Genomic DNA, 26239 nt, shown 5'->3' on the forward strand with positions numbered 1-26239 from the left:
ATTGTTCTTTTCATGCCTTGGGTGGACGCAGAGTAATGCAAATGGCATTTTTAGTGGTGCTAGGGTTATCCCTAATCTAATACCAGTAACGGTGGTTTATTAAGCTGGTTAAAGAGTTTTTCTTTGGGTATATGCCTATAAGCAAATTATTGTATGGTTTGTAGGTATATACCCATTGTTTTGGATAGAAGGGTGTCTGTGAATTAAATCACGGATAGAGCGTTGTTTTGATGGCCGCTTTGATCGGCCGGTTCCAATTGTGCCGCTTTGTGGATCACTTTTTGTACGGTCATCGGCGTTGCCTGGTTAATTTTAAAGACACTCACGGCGTCCGATAGCGCTTGCGCCTGCTCTTGCAGTGACTCGGCTGCCGCCGCAGCTTGTTCAACCAGCGCGGCATTTTGCTGCGTTACTTCATCCATCTGTGTCACCGCCTGATTCACTTGGGCGATGCCAGCACTTTGCTCGATCGAGGCATTGGCAATTTCTGCGATCAGCACGCTAACCCGTTCGATACTGTTTTCCACTTGCCCCATGGTGTTGCCAGCCTGATTGACTTGCAGGCTACCTTGCTCGACCTGTGCCACCGAGTCGCCAATCAAGACCTTTATTTCTTTGGCTGCTACTGCCGAGCGTTGCGCCAGATTGCGCACTTCGGAGGCCACAACCGCAAAGCCGCGACCTTGTTCGCCAGCCCGCGCCGCCTCGACTGCGGCATTGAGCGCCAAAATATTGGTTTGAAAGGCAATGCCGTCAATGACGCTAATAATCTCAACAATTTTGCTCGACGCAGCTTGAATCGAGTTCATTCGCTCCACGATATTGCGCACGGCAATCGCCCCTTCATGGGTGATTTTCGCCGACGATTGCGCCAATTCATTGGCTTCACGCGCATTTTCCGCATTTTGGCGCACTGTACCGGTCAGCTCCTCGGTGCTGGCGGCGGTTTCTTCCAGATTGGCCGCTTGCGACTCGGTGCGACGTGATAGATCGGCATTGCCTTGGGCAATCTCGCTGGCCGCATGGCTAATGGTGGTGCCCGATTGCTGAATTTCGCCGACCAGATGTTGCAGGTTTTTCACCGTGGTGTTGACGGCTTCACCAGTTTCGCCAAATAAACCGGGGTAGTTTTTCGTAATCGATTGCGTTAAATCACCGTCCGCCAGCGCAGTGGCTACGCGCATTACATCGCGTAGCCCCGTGTCGGTGGTGCTCGATAGCTGATTGAGCTGCTCGGCCAGATTGCGCGAAAAGCCCTGCTTATCCTCGGTAGAAAGGCGGCGGCTAAAATCACCGCGCTCGGCGGCGGCGCTGACCATTTGATCGACTTCACCGATGATTTTTGACAGTGAGGCTACCGTGGCATTGACGCCATGTTTGGTACGGCCAAATAGGCCTGGGTAGTCTTTGCTAATGGTTTGGCTTAAATCGCCTTGCGCCAGCGCTTCGGAAACGCGCAGTACATCGTTAAAGCCAACATCGCAGGTCACGATGAGTTGATTCAGGTTTTCCAGCATGGCTTGGAACATGTACTGGTACTGGCTGGCATCGCAGCGTTGGCTAAAGTCGCCATTTGCCCCTGCCTGAGCCAAGCGTTGAATATCGCCACTGATTGCCAATAGGGCGCGTTTAACTTCGGCAATCGACTGCGTAATTTTGGCTTTTTCACCCGGTAGCGCGGGCATATCGGGTGTGAAATTGCCTTTGGAATACTGAGCAATCACCTCGATCGTGGTCTGAATCACGCGATTTTGTTCTTCAACCAGGGTATTTACTTGCCCCGCCATCACGCCAAAAGTACCGGGATACTGGCTGGCATCCAGACGAGCACTCATCGCGCCCGCCGCTTGTTGTTGCGCCATCTGCTGTTGTGCGGCGACAAAGCTCTGGATCGATTGCTGCATTTGCTGCATGGCCAGCAGTAATTGCCCCGTTTCATCTTGGCTGTGAATCACAATCTGATTATCCAGCCTACCCTGAGCAATATTCTGAGCCACCGTTACCGCGCTCGACAGTGGGCGAGAGATGGCGCGTATCAGCAGTACACCGGAAAGCACGGCCAATACCAGACCGAGCAAAATTAAGCCCAGTGAGACAGTGCGTACCGTTTCATAGGTTTTCTGGGACGCAATAAATTCGGCTTTAGCGACGTCCAATTGTAAGGTGATTAATTCGCCAATCTTGTCGCCGATCGGGTCAATGCTGGTATACAGTGGGCCATCAAATTGAATCAAATCGCCTTGGATATTGCCGTGTTTGGTCGCGAGAAATGCGTCAAGCTGCGCGACATCGCGATTGGCTTTGGCAAATAACACCTCGGCTTGCTCGGCCAGCTTGCTCTCGTCGGGCGTTAAGGTCGTGGCTTTGTATTTTTTCCATTCCTGATCAATTTCTGCGCTGGCTTTGCGCACTTTGGCTAAAGTCGGCTCGGCTTCAATCAAGCCCGCATTGGCTTTGTTCACGGCATCAATCACGCTAACGGCGTAATCGTCGGCGATCATTTTCAGTTGTTTGAGTGGCACGACGCGGTCTTCGTACACTGTTTTGAGCGAGTCATTGATCTTGCTGAGATTTGAAATCCCCAAGCCACCAATGCCGATGAGCAAGATCGCCATAAATGCGATGGTATAAATCAGACGAGATTGAATCGTGAGTTTCATTGCGACCACCTATTGAATGGGCTTAGACGGTTTAATTTTGCTTACTTAAATGAAATTACAAGGTAATCTTGGTGATAGTTTATGAATGGTCATAAATCGAATGGCATATTGTTACCACTGACGGACGGCAGGCAGGCTACTTCTTCAGCGCAATTGCCTTTTGCGCGAGGTGCGGTAGATTAGTGGCTGGGGCTGATGAAGCCCTCTATTTCTCGCGCAACGATGAAGGAGTGTTATGCGTCGATTGATTATTCTTGGCCTGCTAGCGAACGGGGTCTACGCAGGCGAAGTCAAAGTCGCGGTGGCGAGTAATTTTGTCGCCCCGTTGAACGCACTGGCGGCCGATTTCAAAGCCGCTAGCGGCCACAGCTTGCAGATTTCTAACGGCGCGACAGGCAAACTGTTTGCGCAAATTAGCAATGGGGCGCCGTTTGAAGTACTGCTCGCGGCGGATGATGAAACGCCGACTCAATTAGTCGAGCAGCAGCTGGCGGCAAAAGATACCCAGTTCACGTATGCAACTGGACGTCTTGTTTTGTGGAGTGCCGCAGGCAATACCCCGAATGAGCAAACCTTAAAACAAAGCCAGTTTAGCAAACTCGCCATCGCCAACCCCAAAGTCGCGCCCTATGGTCGCGCCGCAATGGAAGTGTTCGCTGCGCAAGGCTTGAGCGCTGCGCTCAGCCCTAAGCTTGTCTACGGTGAAAACATTGCGCAGACGCAGCAATTTGTCGCCAGCGGTAATGCGCAATACGGCCTGATCGCCGCTTCGCTGGTGATGTTCGATGGCAAATTCAAAAGCGGCAAGGGCTGGTTGGTGCCCGCCCAATTGCATCAGCCGATTAAGCAAGACGCCGTCTTACTCAAAGCAGGGCAAAACAACGCGGCCGCGACCGCCTTTTTGCAGTATTTAAAATCGCCCGCAGCCAAGAAAATCATGGTGCAATACGGCTACCAATAATTAACCTGAACTGAAGTTTGAATCCGCATGTTCAACCCCGAAGATATCTCCGCGATCACATTGACGCTAAAACTCGCCGCGACGACCACGCTATGCCTGCTGCTGCTCGGTACGCCGCTGGCGTGGTGGCTGGCGCGCAGTGATACGCTGCGCGCTAAAATTGTCGGCGCGATTGTGACGCTGCCGCTGGTGCTGCCGCCGACGGTGATTGGTTTTTATCTGCTCGTCGCACTTGGGCCCAATGGCACGCTCGGGCAGATGACGCAGGCGCTGGGGCTGGGCTTGTTGCCGTTTACATTTTGGGGCTTGGTGATCGCATCGATCATCTACTCGCTGCCCTTTGCGGTGCAGCCTTTGCAGCAAGCCTTCGCCGCCATCGGCCCACGGCCACTCGAAGTGGCCGCGACCTTGCGCGCCTCGCCGCGCGATACTTTTTTCAGCGTGATCCTGCCGCTGGCCAAGCCCGGCATCATCACCGCGGCGGTAATGAGTTTTGCGCATACGGTCGGTGAATTTGGCGTGGTGCTGATGATCGGCGGTAATATCCCGCACGAGACGCGCGTGATCTCGGTGCAAATCTACGATCACGTCGAGGCGCTGGAATACACGCAAGCGCACGGCCTATCGCTGGCCATGCTGGCGTTTAGTTTTTTTGTGTTACTCGCGCTGCGTTTATTAAATAAACCGGCTCGATCAATTTAATGTGGAAGAAAGAGATGAGTACTATCGAAGTAGAAGTTGCCAAGTTTTACCGCGAAATCGCCCAGACTAAAACGATCTGGAGCATTAAAGACGAAGTGGGTTTCCCAGCGCCGATTGGCGGCAAAGGCAAACGCGCGATGCCGTTCTGGTCGAGCAAAGTGCGCGCCGAGGAAGAAATCGCCAACGTGCCATCATTCAAAGGTTTTGAACCCGTCGCGATTGCGTGGGATGTTTTTACGCAGCAAATGCTGCCCGGCATGGAGCGCGATGGTTTGCTGGCCGGCGTGAATTGGTCGTCAATTGCGGCGGTGTCGCTGGATGTGACGCCGACGGAGTTGCAGCAGCAGGTTGAAATTCAGCCTAATAACTAATAATGAAGATTACTTAGGATTATGTATGCAGGATTTTTTCGTTCTTATTTTTTCACAAGGTTCGGAGAAATCTGCTTCTGATTTCGCTGCTTTGATTATCTCTTTGCTAGCTCTGCTCGTCTCGATTGCCGCTTGGTTTCAATCCTGGCGGGCAAATTCAATTGCGTTACTTGAAGACCGTGCTGATGTTTGCATGAAAATTTCTAAGTTAAATAATGAATTTCAATCTGGAAGCTATATAGTTCCAATTGGTCAAGGTGTTTTTGAGATAGATGAGGTTCAAAAGAGGTTGTATGAATTTGGGCAGCTAAAGTCGAATGTTTACAAGGCTAAGTATATTTTTAGCAAAGCGACTGAGGTTGCTCTCTTTTCGTTCTTTGATGCATATTTTCAGTATCTACAGTTCATCTGTGTTGTTAAATCAGAATTAGATACAAATTATCGTAATGACGGTAAAATAATTGAGAAAGAAGAGTATCTAAAAGAAAGTCGGGGGAAACAATCTAAAGTAGTTTCACAACTACGGCTTCAATGTAATGAAGTGTTGTATCTCCTTGAAAAAGAATCCAATGTTTGTTCAACACTTTTACCATCATTAGATTAACGAGGAATGATTTTACAAAATAGTATTTCATGTGAATTAAACGCCCAACTGGGCGATTTTTCACTCGACGTTGCTTTAACGCTGCCTGCGCGCGGCGTGTCGGTGCTGTTTGGTCCTTCGGGCTGCGGCAAGACGACGGTGTTGCGTGCGATTGCGGGGCTGGAGCCGCGGGTGAGTGGCGTGGTGAATATCGCGGGTGAGGTTTGGCAGGATCAAGCCACCTTTATCCCGCCGTATCGACGCGGTGTGGGAATGGTGTTTCAGCAACCCAGTTTGTTTGCGCATCTTACGGTCGAGCAAAATCTGCAATTTGGCCTGAAACGCACCCCAGCCGCGCAACGGCGCGTGGGCTACGAGCGGGCGGTGGATTTGCTCGGCATCGCGCATTTGCTGCCACGCCAGCCGGATAAATTGTCGGGCGGCGAGCAACAACGCGTAGCGATTGCGCGGGCGCTGTTGGCATCGCCAACGTTGCTATTGCTCGACGAGCCTTTGGCCGCGCTCGACGCGCCGCGCAAGGCCGAGCTATTGCCGTACTTGGCGAGCCTAAATCGCGAGCTCAATATCCCGCTGGTGTATGTGACGCACGCGATGGATGAGGTCAGCCAGCTCGCCGATTATCTGGTGCTGATGAGCGCAGGGCGGGTGAGGGCGCAAGGGCCGTTAGCGGCGACGCTGGCGCAGCCTGATTTGCCGCCCGAGTTTGCCGACGAGCTGTCGACCATTCTCGACACGCGCGTCACGGCGCTGTGCGACGATTTTTATTTAACGACGCTGGCTTTCGGAGCGGATGGTGTGGCGGGCGCAGGCGGTGAGCTGCGCGTGCCGACCAAACATCATCATATTGGCCAGCCGCAACGGCTGCGGATTTTTGCTCGCGACATCAGCATCGCAACGAGCGAGCACGTCGATACCAGTATTGTGAATCGTCTGCCCGCGACGATTGCCGCGCTGATCCCCACCTCTCATCCGGCGCATGTCTTGGTACAGCTCGATGTGAATGGCACTTTGTTGATGGCGCGCATCACGGCCTATTCGCAGGTCAGCCTCGATTTAAGTGTGGGGCAGAGGGTCTGGGCGCAGGTGAAGGCAGTCGCGCTGCTGTGATGTATGGCCTTGAAGTCATTCATTTGATTGCTTTGTAAGGGTATACCCTAGTATTGATCGCAGATTGTTTAGCTCAGCCGATGCTGCGGCAAAGTGTCGCTCAAATCGGCTTGGCGGGTTCATTTGCTAGGCAAGTCAGGGCTGAGTACGGATAATCTACTTTATAAGTAAGGTTTATCTGATTGAGGCCAGTGTGCAATTTTTCCCCCAGCGTTTACGCTTATTATTTTTGGTCGCCACCCTGCTGATTTTGGGGTTTTTGACGACGAGCTTGGCGAGCTACTGGGTCTCGAGCGCAGAAATTCATCAGGATATTGTTGAGAGCGCGCTACCGCTGACTGGGGATAATATTTATTCCGAAATTCAGAAAGACATGCTGCGCCCGGTCTTTATTTCGGCGCAAATGGCGCACGATACCTTTGTGCGCGATTGGATCTTGAGCGGCGAAAAAGACCCTAGCCAGATTGTGCGTTACCTCAATGAAGTGAAAACCAAAAACGGCACATTTACGAGTTTTCTGGTTTCCGACCTCAGCCGTCATTACTACCATGCCGGCGGTATTCTCAAAGATGTAAAGGAAAATGAAGCACGCGATGCGTGGTATTTCCGCGTGCGTGAGATGAGCGTGCCGTTTGAAACCAATGTTGATCCCGATATGGCCAATCGCGACAAAATGACCATCTTTATCAATTATCGGGTCGAAGATTTTCAGCGCCGTTTTATCGGCGCGATCGGGGTGGGTCTGACGCTGGATACGATGAAAGACACCTTGCAATCGTACGAGCGTCGTTTTGGACGGCATATTTATTTTGTGAATCAACACGGTGAGGTTGTTCTCACCGGCAACAAAGAGCAGCATCGCGGCTCTATCCTCAAGCAAGCGGGCTTGAGCGAGATTGCGCCGCAAATTCTAAATCAAAACACCATTCCGACGCAGTTGAGTTACACGATCGATAATCAATTAATCCAGGCCAATACGCGCTTTATCCCTGAGCTGGGCTGGTATTTGATTGTGGAGCAAAATGAATCGGCCAATATCAAACCGCTGCAACGTATCTTGCTGATTAATTTGCTCATTTCAGCGGTGATTACGATTTTGGTGATTGTGGTGGCGCTGTTTAATATCAATCGCAATCAGCGCCAACTAGAGCAGTTGGCTACGATCGATCGCTTAACCCAAATCCCCAACCGCCAAGCTTTTGAAATCGTGTTGCGGCAAAAACTCAATGAGCTGGCCCGCCATCCGAGACCGATGTCGGGCGTGCTGATCGATGTGGATTTTTTCAAGTCGATCAATGATGAATTTGGTCATCTGCACGGCGATGCGGTCTTGCAGCAAATTGCGGCTTTATTGCGGCAGTCGGCCCGCGCCAGCGATGTACTGGCGCGTTGGGGTGGTGAGGAATTCATTTGCCTGCTGGACGATTGCGATCAGGATGCAGCGATGGAGTTGGCCGAGCGCATGCGGGTGCTGATTGCCGAGCATAATTTTGCCTTGCCCCGCCCACATCCAGTGACAATTAGTCTGGGTGTGGCGCAGCTATTGCCCAATGAAAACGCGATTGAATTTTTCCAGCGTGCCGATCATTTGTTGTACGAGGCCAAAGCCAAAAGCCGCAATTGCGTGGTCGTTGCGTCGTGCGAAGCATGATTTTTGCCGATTTTGCATGTGAATAGTTCATACGCCAGAAATGCAAACTCGCCTATGCTTGCTGCATAGCGATTGAGTTCGACTCGATCTGTCCATCTGCGAGGAAATAGACATGCGTAAAAATAAAACAACGATTTTGGGTATCGCCGCAATGACGGCCGCGCTATTGGCTGGCACAGCGAGCGCAGCGAGCGATCCTTTGAAGGCGTTTCCACCAGCGCAAGAAGGCTATGAGCGCGTGGTGATTAATTTGCCGCAAGTGAAAGACACAGAGCGTTTCCGGGTGCAATTGATCCCTGGGCAAACGATAGAAGCCGATTGTAATACCCGTAGTCTGAGTGGTGAGATCAAAAAAGAAACCGCGCAAGGTTGGGGTTATGACTATTGGGTAGTGAGTAATGTCGGCCCCGGCCCGACCACGATGATGGCCTGCCCAAATAACAGCAAGGTTGAAAAATTTGTGGCAGTGTATTCAGATGAATTGATCCGCTACAACCCAAGATTGCCAGTCGTGGTCTACGTACCTAAGGGCGTTGAGCTACGCTACAAAATTTGGACATCACCTGAAAAAGCAACAGTTGCTAAAGCCCAGTAATCGGCTGACTAGCGGTCACAGGGATATACCTACTTACTGTATATAATTAAAATCTAATATTTGCGGCGTGTCTGGTGCAATACCCTATGGGGTTTGGCGCTTAGGCACGCCGTTTGTCTTGGTGCGCATGCAATTCGAATAATCTAAGGCTTTCCCACCTATACGTTCAGCGCAAAACTACATAGTATGAAAAACTAGCTTACAACTGACGAGCTGGCTTTTTGGGGTTTTGCGATGATGGCACGCAGCTTTTTAAGTAGTTTACTGCTCTTACTACTGACCGCCTGCGGCGGCGGTGGCGGTGGCGGCTCAGCCAGTACCCCAGTGGGCATTACCCCGACTAGTACACCGGCTACCAGCACGCCCACTGCAAATCCGACACCCAGCACTGTGGTGAGTAGCTCGCCAGCACCTGCTGCGACACCAGTCACGCCCAAAGTTGTGAGCGATGTACTCAATCTGGATTTTGCCGCGCTGCTCAATTACACACCGACACTGCCCAACTATTACGATGTCACCGTCTTAGCCAACGACAATACGCCAGCTTCGCCTGTGGCCACTGATGCGATCGCGACGCTGGGGCGGGTGCTGTTTTACGATAAAAATCTCAGCATCAATAACACCACTGCATGCGCATCTTGCCATCAGGCCAGCCACGGCTTTAGCGACCCTGCGCGATTTAGTGTTGGCTTTTCAGGCACAGCTTTTACCAGCGCGCATTCAATGCGCTTAGGCAATATTCGGTTTTATCGCCCAGGGTCAATGTTTTGGGATAAACGCGCGGCCAGCGTTGAATTGCAAGCGAGCCAACCAATACAAAATGCGGTGGAAATGGGCTTTGATGTTGCCCATGGCGGCATGAGTGCGCTGCTGAGTAAAGCGCAGGCTTTGGGCTATTACCCCGAGTTATTTAAACTCGCCTACGGCGATATTGCGGTCACCGAACCTCGCATTCAAACCGCATTGGCGCAATTTGAGCGAGCCATGGTCGCCAGCAATAGCCGCTGGGATGCTGGCTATGCGCTCAACTACAACCCATCCTTACCCGATCAAGGTTTAGGCGCCCCGATCGCGAGTTTTACTGCGGCGGAGAATCGTGGGCGGGATTTATTTATGCGCGGTCGCGGCGGCGCTAACCCAGGCGCAGGTTGTGCGGCTTGCCATGTGCCACCGACCTTTGTACTCGCTCCTAATTCAAAATCGAATGGGCTGGATTTGAATGAGACGCGGATTTTCAAATCACCATCGCTGAAAAATATCGCATTAAGCGGCGCGTTTATGCATGACGGGCGCTTTAGCACATTGGCACAAGTGATCGAGCATTACAGTAGTGGGATACAGGCGGGTACGGCGCTCGATGCGCGTTTGCCAGCAGGCGGGCTCAATCTAACGCCGACGCAAAAAGCCGATTTGGAAGCCTTTTTGCTCACCTTGACCGATACGCAGCTCAATAATGATGCGAAGTTTGCCAACCCATTTAAATAGGATTATCGCCGCCTGGCTGCAAGGATAGAAATAGCTTGTAAGCAAAGTATGGGTGTCAAAATATAAAAAAGAATGCATAAATATTTCATCCTTAGCTTCGCGTATTTTGTGAGCGGTGGGCTCGGTTTGCTGCTGCCATTTTCTAATTCGCACATCACCCTGGTTTGGTTGCCCACTGGCATTGCCGTTGCGGCGCTTTATCGCTGGGGTACGCGCGTCTGGCCGGCGGTGTTTGTAGGTGCCGTGCTGGTGAATGCCCTGATTGGCTCGCCTTGGTATTTGGCCCTATGGATCGGTATCGGCAACACCATCGCGCCGTGGCTGTGCGTTTATTTATTGCAACGTTTTGACTTTCATCCCGAATTTGATCGGCAGCAAGACGCGGGACTGATCATTGTCTGCGCGATGGCGGCCATGTCTTTCTCTGCCACCAGTGGTGTCGTGGGGTTGTATGTCGCTGGGGCCTTGAGCTTGGGGCAAATGGGCGTGGCTTGGCTGTCTTGGTGGCTCGGCGATGCCGTTGGGGTGCTGCTGGCTGCGCCATTATTGTTGAGTTTGAGCCGACAAACGCTGGCCCTGCTGATACGGGATCAGCGGGTGGTATTGGCTTGGCTTGCGGTGGCGGCCCCCGTGGCTTGGCTGGCGTTCTTTCAAACTTACTCGCTGATTGGTCACCCATTGCCGCTGGCCTTTTTTACCCTGCCGCTGATTGCTTGGGCGACGCTACGCTTTGGAATCACAGGTGGTAGTTTGGCAGGGCTGCTGTTCTGTTTGGTTGCGGCTTGGGGTACATCGCTGGGGCGCGGTACTTTTTATCTGCCCGATACCCAAATCACGCTGCTGCTGTTATGGGCCTATATGGCCTGTACTATCTTGACCGGCTTGATGATCAGCGCGCTGCAAGCCAAACGCGCACAAGCAAGCGCAATCGTACGCGATAGCGAAGCAAAGCTGCGCGGTCTGTTTGAGCTGTCGCCGATGGGGATTGTGCTGACTGATTTGCAAGGGCAATTCATCACCTTTAACGATGCGTTTTTGGATTTGTTTGGCTATCAGCGTGCCGAGCTGATGAATTTGAATAACCGCGTTCTCACTCCGCGAAAGTTTCTGCGCGAAGACCTAGCCCAGTTTGCAGTCTTAAAACAAACTGGCCGTTATGGCCCCTACGAAAAAGAATATATCCAGCACGATGGGCGACGCGTGCCGGTGCGATTAAATGGCATTTTGATTCACAATCAAGATGGCCAAGAATACATCTGGTCGATGGTCGAGGACATTAGCGAAAGTCGGCAGATCGAATTAAAGCTGAAATTGGCCGCCGCAGCGTTTGATTCGCAAGACAGCATGATGATTTTGGATCGCCACGGGGTGATTCAGCGGGTGAATCAGGCCTTTATCAATTCAACTGGATTTAGCGCCGAAGAAAGCATCGGCCAAACACCGCGCATTTTGCAGTCGGGTCGCCATGACGCCGAGTTTTATCGTGAAATGTGGGAACACTCGATTTCGCATGGTGGTTGGCGCGGTGAGGTTTGGAATAGAAATAAAGCTGGCGAGATTACCCCGCAGTATTTAACGATCACGGCGGTCAAAGATGAGCACACGCAGCTAACACACTTTATCAGCACCTATGTTGATATTTCCGAGCGCAAAGAGGCCGAAGAAAAAATCAAAACGCTGGCTTTTTATGATCATTTAACCCATTTGCCCAATCGCGCTCTGTTGCAAGACCGACTCAAGCAGGCCATGGCGGCCAGTAGCCGCAGCGGGAAATATTGCGCCTTGTTGTTCATCGATCTGGATCACTTCAAACGGCTGAACGATACCTTGGGGCATGCAATGGGGGATTTATTACTCCAACAAGTTGCGACTCATTTGCTCGAGCAAGTCCGCGCCGAAGACACCGTGGCGCGCCTAGGCGGCGATGAGTTTGTGGTGCTGCTCACCGGGCTGAGCGCCCATAAATTTGATGCCGCCAGCCAGACCGAGGCGCTGGCTGAAAAGGTACGTGCGGTACTTAATCGGGATTATGTGCTCAATCATTGCAACCATCGCAGCGCGGCCAGCATTGGTGTGACGCTGTTTCAAGGCGGCAGCGTTGGTATTGATGATCTGCTGCGGCAGGCTGATCTGGCCATGTATAAAGCCAAAGAAAGTGGCCGTAATGCTTTGAGCTTTTTTGACCCAGAAATGGAAACGGTGGTTTTGCAGCGCACGGCGCTGGAGGCCGATTTCCGCGCTGCGTTGGAGAAAAACCAGTTTGTGCTGCATTATCAGCCGCAGATTGTTGGCAGCACCCATCTGATTGGCGTCGAGGCGCTGGTGCGCTGGGCGCATCCGGTACGGCAGTTAATTGCGCCGACCGAATTTATTCCGCTGGCGGAGGAAACTGGGCTGATTAAAACACTGGGGCTGTGGGTGTTGGTGAGTGCTTGTCAGCAGATCAAACGCTGGTCGACCGACCCGCAGTTTTGCAAACTCACCATCGCCGTGAATGTCAGTGCGCAGCAATTGCGCGCGCGCAATTTTGTTGAGCAAGTCAAACATGCGCTGTTGGCAACGCAAGCCGACCCCACTCGCCTAAAGCTGGAGCTCACCGAAAGTTTGCTCGTCGATAATGTGCAGGACACGATCGAGAAAATGCATTCGCTCAAAGCCATGGGGGTGAGTTTTTCGCTCGATGATTTTGGTACGGGCTATTCGTCTTTGTCGTATTTGAAACGGCTACCGCTGGATCAGTTAAAAATCGACAAATCGTTTGTCTGCGATGTGCTCAGCGACCCCAACGATGCGGCGATTGCACGCACGATTATTGCGCTGGCCGATAGCCTGGCTTTGAATGTCATTGCCGAGGGCGTGGAAACCGAAATGCAGCGTGATTTTCTCGCTCATGCCGGTTGCCATGCCTATCAAGGCTATTATTTCAGTCGCCCTTTGCCGCTGGCTGAATTTGAAGAGTACGCAAGACTGCAAGTGGCTAGATAACGTGGGGTATTGCTATCTAGATCAATTTTGAATTGGTCTTGGTGGTTATACCTGTTGCATTGAAGGGCTGCTGTTTTCTTTTTTGACGGCGCTGGGCGAATAGCCAAAGTGGCTGCGAAAGCGGCGTGAGAAGCTGGCGATTTCTTCATAGCCAACTGCGACGGCTACCTCGCTGACCGAGTAGCGTCCGCCACTCAATAGCTCGCGCGCACGCAGCATGCGTTGCTCGATAATCAGTTGCAAAGGGGTCGCGCCCAAGTTTTTCAGGCATAAACGCTGAAACTGCGCACTGCAGACGCCATACTGCTCGGCCAATTGCTCCACCCGCCAAGCCTGCGCGGGGGCAAAACGAATACCGCTAAATAAGGCGCGCAAACGATCGGCCAAGGCTTCATTGACGACCGCACTGGCTAGCATGCGTTTGAGTAAATCCATCACCAAAATGAGCGCTTCGCCGCTAAAGCTGTGCTGATTGAGGCGCGCTTCATAGCAAAGCGCATACATGGCATAAAACAAGCTGTGGGCATTTTGGACGGAACGCACATTGGCGGTGTCACCTGCAAGGGCGTTCCAGCGCGGCGCATCATTGAGTAAAAACCAGACGCAGCGCCAATGCTCGCTGACGCGGCGAAACCCGCTGTGCGAATAGGCGGGCAAAATCGCCAATTGATTGGGGCCAATAGCCAATTTTGCGTCGCCCGTGATGATTTCACCTTGCCCTTCGACGCCGATCATCAGGACATGAAACGGCGCGCCACGCCGCTCGACATGCATCAACCCGCGCGCTTCGGATAAACCCATAAATAAGACGTCATAATCGGCCAGCGCCGCTAGATGCGGGTGGTGATACACCCGTGATCCGACGCTCATTTGCTGGGTTTCGGGGCCGACATCAAATAATTCTTGGTAAATCATCGACATGAGATAGATCCAGACCAAGCGGTAGCAGGTGGAAAAAACATTCGGTGCCAATTTAACTGGGCCGCTGCCTTGGCCTTGGTCGCAGTAAGATTAGGCGACCGATCGTCCCGCGGCGGCAATTAAATCGTAGTTTGCCGCGCCAAAAACCAACAGCCTATCGTCGAATTTGGCGCGGAGCACGGCGGGAGTCAATTTACCAATCTGTGTATGGGTATGTTGCCAAAGACATTTGATAGCAATGATTTTGGTGATATACCTATGGCAAGGCTGCTTATTCTGCCTGACAATGAATCCGCGTTAACGTCCCGTTTTGCAAGCGAAAAAAAGCATCCTGTGGCATATCTTGTTGCCAGAGCGCGTCGTGATGCAGCCCCGCATAAATGCCACGCAATATCCTGCCCAATAAACCATGCGCTACCACGATGAGTTTGGGCGGTAAATGGGCATCGGCCAACCAGCCCTCAATGCGCGCAACAACCGCGGAATAAGGCTCGCAACCCGGAGCGTTAAAATGCCAGTCGGCTTGCGTCGCCAGTGCGGGGTATTGAGTGTGCAAAATATCGACCTGCTGGCGTTCCCATTCGCCAAAGCTCACTTCGATCAAGCGCGGGTCGAGTTGAATGCGATCCTCGGCGATCCCTAATTCGGCGCATACCAAACGCGCGGTTTGCTGCGCGCGCCCGAGTGGGCTGGCGAGCACTTGCCATTCGTGAGGTGCCGTAATCTGTTCGCGCAATGTCGCGCCCATTGCCCGGGCTTGCGCCACGCCTTGCTCGGTGAGCGGTGAGTCGCAATGACCTTGCATTCGACGTTCGGCATTCAATTCGGTTTGACCATGGCGGAGCAAATAAATGGTGCGTGTCATGATGAGCTGCTCAGAAAAATAGCCCACGAGTGTAGCCGTATTTGCAGATACCCCCAAGCCAGAGGCGCAGCAATGCTGTGTTCGATCAAGGTCTGCTTGATCACCGCCGCTGGCTGCGCGTTGCTGTTTTCTCGCCTTGCGGCGAGGAATTGAAAACGAGGTCACATTATCGGGCTATGCTAAGTGCAGGTTTGGCAAATATGGATTTTGGGCATGGAATTGCATTATGAGCTGGCCGAAGCGGCGGTGGTACACGGCGTTTTATGGCTCAAGCTGGCGGTGGAATTGGTGGGTGCGGCGGTGATCGGCGTCGGCGTTATGGTGGCGATCCATGCTTGGCTGCAAGGCGTGCGCCAATCGAGTGATCTGGCCTTTGCGCAGGCTCGCTTATCATTGGCGCGCTATTTATCGCTGGCGCTAGAGCTGCAATTGGGCGCGGATATTTTATCCACCGCTGTCGCACCAAGCTGGGATCAAATCGGCAAGCTGGCGGCGATTGCGGTGATTCGGACTGCGTTGAATTACTTTTTGGGTCGCGAATTGCAAAAAGAAGAAGCCGAGCCTCATGTGCATGAGACCAAGAGTGCCTAGTGGGTATGTACACCAGCTGTTCGTATTGATTGGCCTTGAGGGAAATACCTCGCTAAATTGGAGGTGGAATGAAACGCTGCTTTGCTTATGTCTTCGCCTTGTTGTTGCCGAGTAGTTGGAGTTCCGAGCTCGTAACCTTGTATGGCGATGAATCTTACCCGCCGTATTCCTATGTCGAAGCGGGCGTTTTCAAGGGGATATACGTCGATTTCCTGCGCCAAGTCGATGCGGCGATGCCCGGCTATCGGCTGCAGTTAAAACCTGTGCCGTGGAAACGGGGTTTGCAGATGATGCAAAACGGCGAAGCTATGGGTTTATTCCCGCCGTATAAATTTACTGATCGCGGCTATTTAACGCCTTATTCGGTGCCGCTGAACGCCGAGCGCATCGTGCTGATGTGCCACCAAGGAGTGATGGATCGCCCGCGCCTGCATTTTCCTGATGATTTCGCCCAGCTCAACATCGGGATCAATCGCGGTTTTGCTTTGGATGATCATCTCCGTGACGCTGCGCGCGAGAAACGCATTCGGCTGGAGGAGGCCAGTAGCAATGAGGCCAATATCCGCAAGCTGGCAGCACGCCATATTGATTGCTACGCCAACGATCACAAAGCCATTGTCTATTCGTGGCACACATTGCGCAGCAGCCCGAATGCGAGCGTCGAGTTGAAAAACCTGCAATTGCTCGAAGCCGTGACGCTGAGCGAGCCTACGGCGCATTTGGGTTTTAGCGCCTATTTTAATCCCGCCTACAAAGCCGACTTCATCAATCAATTCAACGCCGCGATAGTGCAACTCAAGCGCAAAGGCGTGATGGATGGGATGATCGAGCAATACGCCGATTAAAGCAGCGTAGCGACGCGGCTCTCGCTGTGCAGCACTTTGCCTAGGGTATTGGCCAGTAGGCGTATTTCATCATTGCCCAGCGACGAATACCCCATGAGCCATCCTTCGCGTGGCTGTGCCCCTAGATAGAATTTGCTCAGTGGCCGCATCGGCAGACCTTGTGCGATGCCGGCGGCCGTCCATTCCGCCTCTCGACCTAGCGGGCACCACACCGCAAACTGCAGCCCGCCGCTGGTATTGACTGGCGTGAGTTGCGGGCAATGCTCGGCCAGCTGCGCGATCAGCAAATCGCGGCGGCTTTTGTATAAGGTGCGCATCTGGCGTAAATGGCTGGCAAAGTGCCCGCCCTGAATAAAATCGGCCGTCACCGCCTGCATCAGCTGATTGCTATGGCCGTCAAACGCGGTGCGCGCCAGCGTAAATGGCGCCACCAGCTCAGGCGGCAGCACGAGGTAGGCCAGCCGCAAAGAGCCAAACAATACTTTGCTAAACGTCCCCATATAAATCACGCGGCCTTGCGTATCAAGCCCTTGTAGCGAGGGTAGCGGCCGATGCTCGTATTGAAACTCGCCATCGTAATCGTCCTCGATAATCCACGCTTTCATCGCCGCCGCGCGCTCTAGTAGTACCATCCGGCGAGTCAGGCTCATCGCCATGCCTAGGGGGTATTGGTGTGAAGGCGTTGTGTAGATGAGTTTTGGCATCGGGTACTTACTATCAGTATCTTCGTCGACCTGCATGCCGTCGGCATCCACCGGAATTGGGCAAAGCGCCGCGCCAGCACTTTGCATCGCGTTGCGCGCGCCCAGATAACCGGGGTCTTCCAGCCAGACTGTGTCACCCGCGTCGATGAGTAATTGCGCGGTCAGTTGAATGGCCTGCTGCGAGCTACTCAAAATCACAATCTGGCTGGCGTCGCACACCACATTGCGCGATTGCGCTAGATAGCTGGCAATCGCGGTACGTAGCTCGGGCAGCCCTTGCGGATCGCCATAACGCATCAGCTGTTCGCCGTCTTTTTTCCAGCGTTGCTGCATCAGCTTGCCCCATAGCTCGCGCGGAAAGGCGCAGCTATCGGGCTGACCGGTGAAAAAAGACGTTTGCGTCAGGGGATTCACGCCATCGCGGCACGCGCCCATGTCGGCAATCGCCAGCCCGCGTTGCGACAACCCCGCCGCGGCTTTGCGCGGCGCGGCGGTTTGGCGCTGGGTCGCTATCGCCACAAAGCTGCCCGCACCGACTTTGCGTTGTAAATAACCTTCCGATTCCAGTCGTGCGTACGCCAACTCAACCGTGCTGCGCGATAAATGCAAATCAGCGGCCAGTGTTCGCGTTGCCGGCAGGCGGCTGGCCAGCGGCAAATGGCCATCCAAAATCGCATGGCGCAAAGTGCGGACCAATTGCTCATGCAAGGGAAGGTCGGCTTGGGCGTGGCTGGCAAATAGCGTGGGCAACATTGGTCTGGCCTTGGTGTGTAAATTGGTATGCAACTCAAAACCATTATGCGCATACAGTTGAAGTATTGCTAGGGATGACTGGTGACGCCAGCAGGAAAAGGTGATGCGGGATTTCTATTTAACGGTGCATTTTTTAGGCTTGGTGATGGGGGCGGGATCGGGTTTTGCCTTGTTTGTGTTGAGTTTTGTTTTGCCGCGCATTACAGAAGGCGCGCGACGCGAGATGGCGATTGGGTTGTTTACTTTGCGCTATGTGTCATACGCGGGTTTGCTGGTGTTGATGGCCTCAGGCGTGTTGTTACTGCGGCCACTGTGGCCGGCGATGCAGGCTTCGCCTTGGCTGCATGCCAAATTAGGCGGTGTTGCGATCATCGCGATTTGCGCCGTATTCGGTGTGCACGCCATGCGTCAGCCTAGGCCGAATGCCGCCACTTTTCGTCGACTGGCTTTGCTGGGGAAGATCAGCGTAGTCGCCAGTGTATTGGTCGTGATGGCTGCGGTTCAAAGTTTTCATTGAGTGAGAGGGTGTATGCAGAACCGATTCGCAATCGCTAAAGATGCCGACGCCATTGCCCGCCTGCACGTACAAAGTTGGCAGCAAACGTATCGCGGCACGTTGAGCGATCACTATTTAGACGAGTTAGCCTTGGCGGAACGCCGCCAGATTTGGCGGCAGCGATTCAGTGCGCCAGCGGCAAATCAGCGGGTGTGGGTGGCGTGTGACGGTGCGCAATTACTGGGCTTTTGCTGTCTGTATTTAGCGCAGGATGCGCAGTGGGGTTCGTATATTGATAATTTGCACGTGGCCGCTCCCGCGCAGGGATTGGGTATCGGCGCGCGATTAATGGTAACGGCGGCTAACTGTGTGCAGGCAGAGTATGGCGAGCAAGGGCTTTATTTATATTGTAATCAGAGCAATACATCTGGGCAGTATTTTTATCAGCGGCGCGGCGGGCAAGTGCGCGGTAGCGAAATCTGGCAGGCCCCCGATGGTAGTGCGATTAAGGCCTTACGCTTTGTGTGGGCGAGCGCAACTGAATTAATACAATAATTGGGAGATAAAAAATGAGCGCAGTTTTGTCATCAGGCCTGGCAACGCCATTGGCGGCGGAAGCATTTTTTGCCGAGCAGTTGAAATTCCGTACTGACCCAGCCGATCTGGCGGCGGATTTAGTTGCGGGCGAGGCGAGTATTGTCGTGCTTGATGTGCGCTCGCTCGCGCATTATCAGGCTGAACATATTCCCGGCGCGATCTCGCTTCCGCATCGAACGATGAGCGCAGAGTCGACGCGCGATTTAGATCGCAACAAAGTATATATATGCTATTGCGACGGCATCGGTTGCAATGGCTCGACATGGGGCGCGTACAAAATGTCCAAGTTGGGGTTTCAGGTCAAAGAGCTAATTGGCGGCATTCACTGGTGGAAACAAGATGGCTTGGCCGTGGCGACTGGTGATCAGCCGGGGGTATTAACCAAAATCTCAATCCAGTGCGAGTGTTGATATGTATACCCCTAATCATTTTAAATCGCCCAATCGCGAAAGCGAATTGCAATTGATCGCCGATTTCCCGCTGGCAACCTTGGTGCTCAATTCTCCGAATGGCTTGGATGCCAATTTAATCCCGCTGTACTGGTTTGCAGATGAATCTGATGGGGGGCGCTTCGGTGTGCTGCGCGGCCACGTCGCACGCGCCAATCCGCTTTGGCAGCAGGCGGGAGCCGAGGTGCTGGCGATCTTTCAATCGCCCAGCCACTATATTTCGCCGGGCTATTACCCCAGTAAAGCGCGTGACCCGCGTGTCGTGCCGACGTGGAATTATTCGACGGTGCAAGTGCGTGGTGAACTAAAGGTGCTGGAGTCGAGCGAGGCCTTGCTGAGTTTACTCACCAAAGTTACCACGCATCATGAGCAGGGGAGTGCATCGCCGTGGCAACTGAGCGATGCGCCAGCACCCTATTTGGACAAGATGCTGGCGGCGATCGTGGGGATTGAAATTAAAATCAGCAGCAGCATCAGCGGCAAATTCAAACAAAGCCAGAATCAATCCGCTGAAAATCAGGCGGGGGTGCGTGAGGCGCTGGCAGCGAACCTTGGACGATGAATATGAATCGCGACATCTATATTAATGAATTTGGTCAGCCGCTTGGCCCCATTGTCGAAAATTGGCAGGGCGCGGCATTTCCAATCCCTAAATTATTGGCAGGCTGGGGCTGCCGGCTTGAGCCGCTTGATGCCGACGCCCATGCGCAAAGTCTTTGGCAGGCATTTGCTGCGGACAGTGGCGCAATGTGGACTTACTTTAGTGCTGGCCCCTACGATAGCTTTCGAGCATTTCACAGCGAGTTGGCGACGCGGGCGCAGCAAATCGATCCGCAGTATTACGCCATTGTCGATGCGAGCTCAGGGTTGGCCTTGGGATTGGCGAGCTATCTGCGGATAGATCCGAAGGCGGGCAGTATCGAAGTGGGCTGGCTTCACTTTTCACCAGCATTGCAAAGAACACGTTTGGCGACCGCAGCGATGGTTTTGATGATGGAGTATGCCTTTGAGCTTGGGTTTAGGCGTTACGAGTGGAAATGCAACAACCTCAATGCGCCATCCAAACGAGCCGCCGAGCGACTGGGTTTTACCTTTGAAGGTATTTTCCGCCAAGCCACCGTCAACAAAGGCCGCAGTCGCGATACCGCATGGTTTTCTATCTTAGATAGCGAATGGCCTGACTTGCGGAAGGTCTATGAAGCATGGCTGGCCGTCGATAATTTCGACGCCAATGGCCAGCAGCGGCAAAAGCTGTCCGAATTCATGCGCAAATAAGTAGCAAACACAGCCCGCGTTAGCGGGCTGTGTGCTTTTCGGCGTGTTGATTTCGCTGTTTTCATGCTTTTTCTGCTTTTGCTACTGCACCTCTCCTTCTTTTTCGTGCTTTCTGACCGAATTCGCTGGTGCTGCGAGGCTGGTTTTTTGCCTTTGCTGCAAAAATGTTTCAAATCTAGTTCCTATTCAGATCAACCACTTAGCGCCTTTCTTCGCTTTTCTTTGCCGATAGGTGTTGACGGGCTTCGAGGCGGTGGGTATAGTTCGGCCTCTCTGCTGATGACGCAACGAAACGAAGCGATCCCAGCAACGATCTTTAACAATATACAGCCGATGAGTGTGAGTGCTTGATTCGTAGGTCGAAACAAGTGCTTGCACTCAATTGAAAAAGTAATATTTGTAGTCTGAACTTCGGTTCAAACTCGGATGTTCTTTTGAGTATTGAAGTACAAGCCAAGTAGTAAAAATAGCATAGCGATTAAACGAAAGAGTTTGATCCTGGCTCAGATTGAACGCTGGCGGCATGCTTTACACATGCAAGTCGAACGGCAGCACGGACTTCGGTCTGGTGGCGAGTGGCGAACGGGTGAGTAATACATCGGAACGTACCCAGTAATGGGGGATAACTATCCGAAAGGATAGCTAATACCGCATACGCCCTACGGGGGAAAGAGGGGGATCGCAAGACCTCTTGTTATTGGAGCGGCCGATGGCTGATTAGCTAGTTGGTGAGGTAAAGGCTCACCAAGGCGACGATCAGTAGCGGGTCTTAGAGGACGATCCGCCACACTGGAACTGAGACACGGTCCAGACTCCTACGGGAGGCAGCAGTGGGGAATCTTGGACAATGGGCGCAAGCCTGATCCAGCAATGCCGCGTGCGTGAAGAAGGCCTTCGGGTTGTAAAGCGCTTTTGTCTGGGAGCAAATCCTTGTGGCTAATACCCACCGGGGATGAGAGTACCAGAAGAATAAGGACCGGCTAACTACGTGCCAGCAGCCGCGGTAATACGTAGGGTCCAAGCGTTAATCGGAATTACTGGGCGTAAAGCGTGCGCAGGTGGTTTGTTAAGCACGATGTGAAATCCCCGAGCTCAACTTGGGAATTGCATTGTGAACTGGCTAACTAGAGTACGGCAGAGGGGGGTGGAATTCCACGTGTAGCAGTGAAATGCGTAGAGATGTGGAGGAACACCGATGGCGAAGGCAACCCCCTGGGCTGATACTGACACTCATGCACGAAAGCGTGGGGAGCAAACAGGATTAGATACCCTGGTAGTCCACGCCCTAAACGATGTCAACTAGTTGTTGGGCTTTTCGGAGCTTAGTAACGCAGCTAACGCGTGAAGTTGACCGCCTGGGGAGTACGGTCGCAAGACTAAAACTCAAAGGAATTGACGGGGGCCCGCACAAGCGGTGGATGATGTGGATTAATTCGATGCAACGCGAAAAACCTTACCTGGTCTTGACATGTACGGAATCCTTGAGAGATCGAGGAGTGCCTTCGGGAGCCGTAACACAGGTGCTGCATGGCTGTCGTCAGCTCGTGTCGTGAGATGTTGGGTTAAGTCCCGCAACGAGCGCAACCCTTGCCATTAGTTGCTACCATTTAGTTGAGCACTTTAATGGGACTGCCGGTGACAAACCGGAGGAAGGTGGGGATGACGTCAAGTCCTCATGGCCCTTATGACCAGGGCTTCACACGTCATACAATGGTCGGTACAGAGGGTCGCTAACCCGCGAGGGGGTGCCAATCTCACAAAACCGATCGTAGTCCGGATTGCACTCTGCAACTCGAGTGCATGAAGTCGGAATCGCTAGTAATCGCGGATCAGCATGTCGCGGTGAATACGTTCCCGGGCCTTGTACACACCGCCCGTCACACCATGGGAGTGGGTTTCACCAGAAGTAGGTAGGCTAACCTTAGGGGGGCCGCTTACCACGGTGGGATTCATGACTGGGGTGAAGTCGTAACAAGGTAGCCGTAGGGGAACCTGCGGCTGGATCACCTCCTTTCAAGAGAAAGACCTGCGGGTCAAGTACTCACACTCATCGGCTGTAGAATTTGAAGATACAGAGAAAGTAACTGCGAGATGAAGCAATTGATCTCAGGGTTACGGACTTGGTTGGAAGCTGGGTCAGTAGCTCAGTCGGTTAGAGCACCGTCTTGATAAGGCGGGGGTCGCTGGTTCGATTCCAGCTTGACCCACCACTTACCTAGTAAGTGGAAACAGCTTAGTAATGCCAGATTGGGGGATTAGCTCAGTTGGGAGAGCACCTGCTTTGCAAGCAGGGGGTCGTCGGTTCGATCCCGTCATCCTCCACCACACCTTGCGGCGAGCACTGTGCAAACAGTGGTGCAGCAAAAAAGTCACTGTCAAGAATTTAGAATTCAGTCAATAGACGGATCAGTAGTTGGGATTCGGGTTGTTGATTTTGTTCTGGTTTCTTAAATCGGAATGTCGAAAGACATCTGTATCGTTCTTTAACAAAATAGAAGAAGTAATATCTCCTAATTAAACAATGTGAAAACAGGGTGACTTGTTTTTACAGTAATAAATTGGGTTGATTGTATCTGCTGATGTAAAAGTCAGCCGTTGAATAGCGTGAGAAACTATTCAACAAGTCGTAAATACGAAACTCTGACCAAGAGTACGGTAAAACGTGTTTGAGGTTATAGGATCAAGCGAATAAGTGCATCTGGTGGATGCCTTGGCGATGATAGGCGACGAAGGACGTGATAGCCTGCGATAAGCGTGGGGGAGCTGGCAAAGTGCTTTGATCCCACGATTTCCGAATGGGGAAACCCGGCCCTTTTGGGTCATCCTTGACTGAATACATAGGTCATGTGAAGCGAACGCGGTGAACTGAAACATCTAAGTAACCGCAGGAAAAGAAATCAACCGAGATTCCCAAAGTAGTGGCGAGCGAAATGGGAAGAGCCTGTACGTGATAGCAGTCGTGTTAATAGAACGGAATGGAAAGTCCGGCCATAGTGGGTGATAGCCCCGTATATGAAAACACAATTGTGGTACTAAGCGTACGACAAGTAGGGCGGGACACGAGAAATCCTGTTTGAAGATGGGGGGACCATCCTCCAAGGCTAAATACTCATCATCGACCGATAGTGAACCAGTACCGTGAGGGAAAGGCGAAAAGAACCCCGGGAGGGGAGTGAAATAGAACCTGAAACCGGATGCATACAAACAGTGGGAGCGGACTTGTTCCGTGACTGCGTACCTTTTGTATAATGGGTCAGCGACTTACGTTCAGTAGCAAGCTTAACCAAATAGGGGAGGCGTAGGGAAACCGAGTCCGAATAGGGCGCATAGTTGCTGGGCGTAGACCCGAAACCAAGTGATCTATCCATGGCCAGGATGAAGGTGCGGTAACACGCACTGGAGGTCCGAACCCACTAACGTTGCAAAGTTAGGGGATGAGCTGTGGATAGGGGTGAAAGGCTAAACAAACTTGGAAATAGCTGGTTCTCCTCGAAAACTATTTAGGTAGTGCCTCATGTATCACTGACGGGGGTAAAGCACTGTTATGGCTAGGGGGTCATCGCGACTTACCAAACCATGGCAAACTCTGAATACCGTCAAGTGCGAGCATGGGAGACAGTCCTGGGGTGCTAACGTCCTGGGACAAGAGGGAAACAACCCAGACCGCCGTCTAAGGTCCCAAATGATCAATTAAGTGGAAAACGAGGTGGGAAGGCATAGACAGCCAGGATGTTGGCTTAGAAGCAGCCATCATTTAAAGAAAGCGTAATAGCTCACTGGTCGAGTCGTCCTGCGCGGAAGATGTAACGGGGCTCAAATTGATAACCGAAGACGCGGATATGTACGATGTACATATGGTAGAGGAGCGTTCTGTAAGCCTGTGAAGGTGTCTTGAGAAGGATGCTGGAGGTATCAGAAGTGCGAATGCTGACATGAGTAGCGATAAAGGGGGTGAAAAGCCCCCTCACCGAAAACCCAAGGTTTCCTGCGCAACGTTCATCGGCGCAGGGTGAGTCGGCCCCTAAGGCGAGGCAGAAATGCGTAGTCGATGGGAAACAGGTTAATATTCCTGTACTTGGTATAAGTGCGATGTGGGGACGGAGAAGGTTACCTCAGCCAACGGTTGGAAGAGTTGGTTTAAGCGTGTAGGTGTGTGGCTTAGGCAAATCCGGGCTGCTTTAACACTGAGGCGTGATGACGAGTCTACTTGTAGACGAAGTGAGCGATACCCTGCTTCCAAGAAAAGCCACTAAGCTTCAGCTTATATTGAACCGTACCGCAAACCGACACAGGTGGGTAGGAAGAGTATTCTAAGGTGCTTGAGAGAACTCGGGAGAAGGAACTCGGCAAATTGACACCGTAACTTCGGGAGAAGGTGTGCCTCTAGTAGGTGAAGGTGTACAACCGGAGCCCAATGAGGCCGCAGAGAAATGAGGGCTGCGACTGTTTATCAAAAACACAGCACTGTGCTAACACGAAAGTGGATGTATACGGTGTGACGCCTGCCCGGTGCTGGAAGATTAAATGATGGGGTGCAAGCTCTTGATTGAAGTCCCAGTAAACGGCGGCCGTAACTATAACGGTCCTAAGGTAGCGAAATTCCTTGTCGGGTAAGTTCCGACCCGCACGAATGGCGTAACGATGGCCCTACTGTCTCCTCCCGAGACTCAGCGAAGTTGAAGTGTTTGTGAAGATGCAATCTCCCCGCTGCTAGACGGAAAGACCCCGTGAACCTTTACTGTAGCTTTGCATTGGACTTTGAAGTGGTTTGTGTAGGATAGGTGGGAGGCTTTGAAGCTGGAACGCTAGTTTCAGTGGAGCCGTCCTTGAAATACCACCCTGACCCCTTTGAGGTTCTAACCTTGGTCCGTTATCCGGATCGGGGACCGTGCATGGTAGGCAGTTTGACTGGGGCGGTCTCCTCCCAAATTGTAACGGAGGAGCTCGAAGGTCGCCTAGGTACGGTCGGACATCGTACTGATAGTGTAATGGCAAAAGGCGGCTTAACTGCGAGACCGACAAGTCGAGCAGGTGCGAAAGCAGGACATAGTGATCCGGTGGTTCTGAATGGAAGGGCCATCGCTCAACGGATAAAAGGTACTCCGGGGATAACAGGCTGATTCCGCCCAAGAGTTCACATCGACGGCGGAGTTTGGCACCTCGATGTCGGCTCATCACATCCTGGGGCTGTAGCCGGTCCCAAGGGTATGGCTGTTCGCCATTTAAAGTGGTACGTGAGCTGGGTTCAAAACGTCGTGAGACAGTTTGGTCCCTATCTGCAGTGGGCGTTGGAAGTTTGAGGGGGGCTGCTCCTAGTACGAGAGGACCGGAGTGGACTGACCTCTGGTGTACCGGTTGTCACGCCAGTGGCATTGCCGGGTAGCTAAGTCGGGAATAGATAAGCGCTGAAAGCATCTAAGCGCGAAACTAGCCTCAAGATGAGACTTCCCTAGGTCTTTAAGACCTCTAAAGGATCGTTCGAGACCAGGACGTTGATAGGTCGGGTGTGGAAGCGCAGTAATGCGTTAAGCTAACCGATACTAATTGCCCGTGAGGCTTGATCCTATAACCTGAGACGCGTTAAGCGGCTGATGGTATAATCGACCCAATACAAGTTAAGAG

General features: G+C 52.6%; 20 protein-coding genes, 2 tRNA genes and 2 rRNA genes. 20 read left to right on the plus strand and 4 right to left on the minus strand.

All coding sequences use genetic code 11. The features are described 5' to 3' along the window. Window positions 1-203: 203 nt before the first annotated feature. Window positions 204-2660 (minus strand): methyl-accepting chemotaxis protein, encoded by a 2457-nt coding sequence (locus tag HQ393_RS17985; RefSeq protein WP_179355994.1) that lies wholly within the window; start codon window positions 2658-2660, stop codon window positions 204-206. A 235-nt stretch (window positions 2661-2895) separates the two neighbouring features. Between HQ393_RS17985 and modA the strand changes: the two genes are divergently transcribed. From modA to HQ393_RS14755, 9 genes are all read left to right on the plus strand, one after another. Further along, window positions 2896-3621: a molybdate ABC transporter substrate-binding protein gene (gene modA / locus HQ393_RS14715; protein WP_179355996.1), complete on the plus strand. Its 726-nt coding sequence runs from the start codon at window positions 2896-2898 to the stop codon at window positions 3619-3621. 27 nt (window positions 3622-3648) lie between these two features. Continuing rightward, the gene (modB, locus tag HQ393_RS14720) at window positions 3649-4323 is read left to right on the plus strand and encodes a molybdate ABC transporter permease subunit (RefSeq protein ID WP_179356003.1); all 675 of its coding nucleotides are present in this window, start codon (window positions 3649-3651) and stop codon (window positions 4321-4323) included. A gap of 14 nt (window positions 4324-4337) precedes the next feature. Then, complete coding sequence (locus HQ393_RS14725) at window positions 4338-4694, plus strand: DUF2750 domain-containing protein (protein WP_179356005.1); 357 nt, start codon at window positions 4338-4340, stop codon at window positions 4692-4694. A 25-nt stretch (window positions 4695-4719) separates the two neighbouring features. Continuing rightward, window positions 4720-5298, plus strand: coding sequence for a hypothetical protein (locus HQ393_RS14730; RefSeq protein WP_179356007.1), 579 nt, complete (start codon window positions 4720-4722; stop codon window positions 5296-5298). 6 nt (window positions 5299-5304) lie between these two features. After that, window positions 5305-6405 carry a molybdenum ABC transporter ATP-binding protein gene (modC, locus tag HQ393_RS14735; protein ID WP_179356009.1) on the plus strand — a complete coding sequence of 367 codons (1101 nt, stop codon included), beginning with the start codon at window positions 5305-5307 and terminating at the stop codon, window positions 6403-6405. 193 nt (window positions 6406-6598) lie between these two features. After that, on the plus strand, window positions 6599-8056 hold the full coding sequence (locus HQ393_RS14740; RefSeq protein ID WP_179356011.1) for a sensor domain-containing diguanylate cyclase: 1458 nt from the start codon (window positions 6599-6601) through the stop codon (window positions 8054-8056). Between the two features lie 112 nt (window positions 8057-8168). After that, a complete protein-coding gene (gene eco, locus HQ393_RS14745; RefSeq protein WP_179356013.1) occupies window positions 8169-8651 on the plus strand; it encodes a serine protease inhibitor ecotin in 483 nt (160 codons plus the stop codon). A 234-nt stretch (window positions 8652-8885) separates the two neighbouring features. Continuing rightward, window positions 8886-10136, plus strand: coding sequence for a cytochrome-c peroxidase (locus tag HQ393_RS14750; protein WP_179356014.1), 1251 nt, complete (start codon window positions 8886-8888; stop codon window positions 10134-10136). A gap of 72 nt (window positions 10137-10208) precedes the next feature. After that, on the plus strand, window positions 10209-13121 hold the full coding sequence (locus HQ393_RS14755) for a bifunctional diguanylate cyclase/phosphodiesterase (protein ID WP_281361469.1): 2913 nt from the start codon (window positions 10209-10211) through the stop codon (window positions 13119-13121). A 45-nt stretch (window positions 13122-13166) separates the two neighbouring features. Here the strand turns inward: HQ393_RS14755 and HQ393_RS14760 are convergent, their stop codons facing one another. Together HQ393_RS14760 and HQ393_RS14765 are read right to left on the minus strand one after the other, a co-directional pair. Continuing rightward, entirely contained in the window at window positions 13167-14042 is an 876-nt protein-coding gene (locus HQ393_RS14760; protein ID WP_179356016.1) for a helix-turn-helix transcriptional regulator, read from the minus strand. 271 nt (window positions 14043-14313) lie between these two features. Beyond that, on the minus strand, window positions 14314-14907 hold the full coding sequence (locus tag HQ393_RS14765; protein WP_179356018.1) for a histidine phosphatase family protein: 594 nt from the start codon (window positions 14905-14907) through the stop codon (window positions 14314-14316). A 213-nt stretch (window positions 14908-15120) separates the two neighbouring features. Between HQ393_RS14765 and HQ393_RS14770 the strand changes: the two genes are divergently transcribed. Continuing rightward, window positions 15121-15498, plus strand: a complete 378-nt coding sequence (locus HQ393_RS14770) for a DUF1622 domain-containing protein (RefSeq protein WP_179356019.1) — start codon at window positions 15121-15123, stop codon at window positions 15496-15498. A gap of 68 nt (window positions 15499-15566) precedes the next feature. Further along, complete coding sequence (locus HQ393_RS14775; protein ID WP_179356021.1) at window positions 15567-16343, plus strand: substrate-binding periplasmic protein; 777 nt, start codon at window positions 15567-15569, stop codon at window positions 16341-16343. Here the strand turns inward: HQ393_RS14775 and pdxR are convergent. After that, window positions 16340-17800 (minus strand): MocR-like pyridoxine biosynthesis transcription factor PdxR, encoded by a 1461-nt coding sequence (gene pdxR, locus HQ393_RS14780; RefSeq protein ID WP_179356022.1) that lies wholly within the window; start codon window positions 17798-17800, stop codon window positions 16340-16342. The two genes, HQ393_RS14775 and pdxR, sit on opposite strands and share 4 nt — an antisense overlap. 103 nt (window positions 17801-17903) lie before the next feature. Between pdxR and HQ393_RS14785 the strand changes: the two genes are divergently transcribed. The 9 genes from HQ393_RS14785 to HQ393_RS14825 all read left to right on the plus strand — a co-directional run bounded on the left by HQ393_RS14785 (window position 17904) and on the right by HQ393_RS14825 (window position 26182). Further along, the gene (locus HQ393_RS14785) at window positions 17904-18317 is read left to right on the plus strand and encodes a hypothetical protein (protein WP_179356024.1); all 414 of its coding nucleotides are present in this window, start codon (window positions 17904-17906) and stop codon (window positions 18315-18317) included. Between the two features lie 12 nt (window positions 18318-18329). Beyond that, window positions 18330-18851 carry a GNAT family N-acetyltransferase gene (locus tag HQ393_RS14790; protein WP_179356026.1) on the plus strand — a complete coding sequence of 174 codons (522 nt, stop codon included), beginning with the start codon at window positions 18330-18332 and terminating at the stop codon, window positions 18849-18851. A gap of 14 nt (window positions 18852-18865) precedes the next feature. Then, window positions 18866-19303, plus strand: coding sequence for a rhodanese-like domain-containing protein (locus HQ393_RS14795; protein ID WP_179356028.1), 438 nt, complete (start codon window positions 18866-18868; stop codon window positions 19301-19303). A 1-nt stretch (window position 19304) separates the two neighbouring features. After that, a complete protein-coding gene (locus HQ393_RS14800; protein ID WP_179356029.1) occupies window positions 19305-19904 on the plus strand; it encodes an FMN-binding negative transcriptional regulator in 600 nt (199 codons plus the stop codon). 2 nt (window positions 19905-19906) lie between these two features. Then, entirely contained in the window at window positions 19907-20617 is a 711-nt protein-coding gene (locus tag HQ393_RS14805; protein WP_179356031.1) for a GNAT family N-acetyltransferase, read from the plus strand. A 480-nt stretch (window positions 20618-21097) separates the two neighbouring features. Beyond that, window positions 21098-22631, plus strand: a 16S ribosomal RNA gene (locus tag HQ393_RS14810). A 119-nt stretch (window positions 22632-22750) separates the two neighbouring features. Then, window positions 22751-22827, plus strand: a tRNA-Ile gene (locus tag HQ393_RS14815). 39 nt (window positions 22828-22866) lie between these two features. Beyond that, window positions 22867-22942, plus strand: a tRNA-Ala gene (locus tag HQ393_RS14820). Window positions 22943-23295: 353 nt separating this feature from the next. Then, window positions 23296-26182 (plus strand): 23S ribosomal RNA (locus tag HQ393_RS14825). The 16S and 23S rRNA genes sit together here with 2 tRNA genes alongside, the layout of an rRNA operon. The last annotated feature ends 57 nt before the right edge of the window (window positions 26183-26239 follow it).

It is taken from the genome of Chitinibacter bivalviorum (genome assembly GCF_013403565.1).
In the GTDB taxonomy this organism is placed as follows: domain Bacteria; phylum Pseudomonadota; class Gammaproteobacteria; order Burkholderiales; family Chitinibacteraceae; genus Chitinibacter; species Chitinibacter bivalviorum.

Excerpts from the sequence above, each read along its gene's own strand:
- HQ393_RS14770 (WP_179356019.1), top strand. The coding sequence starts at position 15,121 with ATGGAATTGCATTATGAGCTGGCCGAAGCGGCGGTGGTACACGGCGTT.
- HQ393_RS17985 (WP_179355994.1), bottom strand. The coding sequence starts at position 2,660 with ATGAAACTCACGATTCAATCTCGTCTGATTTATACCATCGCATTTATG.
- modB (WP_179356003.1), top strand. The coding sequence starts at position 3,649 with ATGTTCAACCCCGAAGATATCTCCGCGATCACATTGACGCTAAAACTC.
- HQ393_RS14765 (WP_179356018.1), bottom strand. The coding sequence starts at position 14,907 with ATGACACGCACCATTTATTTGCTCCGCCATGGTCAAACCGAATTGAAT.
- eco (WP_179356013.1), top strand. The coding sequence starts at position 8,169 with ATGCGTAAAAATAAAACAACGATTTTGGGTATCGCCGCAATGACGGCC.
- HQ393_RS14800 (WP_179356029.1), top strand. The coding sequence starts at position 19,305 with ATGTATACCCCTAATCATTTTAAATCGCCCAATCGCGAAAGCGAATTG.
- HQ393_RS14730 (WP_179356007.1), top strand. The coding sequence starts at position 4,720 with ATGCAGGATTTTTTCGTTCTTATTTTTTCACAAGGTTCGGAGAAATCT.
- HQ393_RS14755 (WP_281361469.1), top strand. The coding sequence starts at position 10,209 with ATGCATAAATATTTCATCCTTAGCTTCGCGTATTTTGTGAGCGGTGGG.
- HQ393_RS14785 (WP_179356024.1), top strand. The coding sequence starts at position 17,904 with ATGCGGGATTTCTATTTAACGGTGCATTTTTTAGGCTTGGTGATGGGG.
- modA (WP_179355996.1), top strand. The coding sequence starts at position 2,896 with ATGCGTCGATTGATTATTCTTGGCCTGCTAGCGAACGGGGTCTACGCA.
- HQ393_RS14790 (WP_179356026.1), top strand. The coding sequence starts at position 18,330 with ATGCAGAACCGATTCGCAATCGCTAAAGATGCCGACGCCATTGCCCGC.
- HQ393_RS14725 (WP_179356005.1), top strand. The coding sequence starts at position 4,338 with ATGAGTACTATCGAAGTAGAAGTTGCCAAGTTTTACCGCGAAATCGCC.
- HQ393_RS14750 (WP_179356014.1), top strand. The coding sequence starts at position 8,886 with ATGATGGCACGCAGCTTTTTAAGTAGTTTACTGCTCTTACTACTGACC.
- modC (WP_179356009.1), top strand. The coding sequence starts at position 5,305 with ATGATTTTACAAAATAGTATTTCATGTGAATTAAACGCCCAACTGGGC.
- HQ393_RS14805 (WP_179356031.1), top strand. The coding sequence starts at position 19,907 with ATGAATCGCGACATCTATATTAATGAATTTGGTCAGCCGCTTGGCCCC.
- HQ393_RS14775 (WP_179356021.1), top strand. The coding sequence starts at position 15,567 with ATGAAACGCTGCTTTGCTTATGTCTTCGCCTTGTTGTTGCCGAGTAGT.
- pdxR (WP_179356022.1), bottom strand. The coding sequence starts at position 17,800 with ATGTTGCCCACGCTATTTGCCAGCCACGCCCAAGCCGACCTTCCCTTG.
- HQ393_RS14760 (WP_179356016.1), bottom strand. The coding sequence starts at position 14,042 with ATGTCGATGATTTACCAAGAATTATTTGATGTCGGCCCCGAAACCCAG.
- HQ393_RS14795 (WP_179356028.1), top strand. The coding sequence starts at position 18,866 with ATGAGCGCAGTTTTGTCATCAGGCCTGGCAACGCCATTGGCGGCGGAA.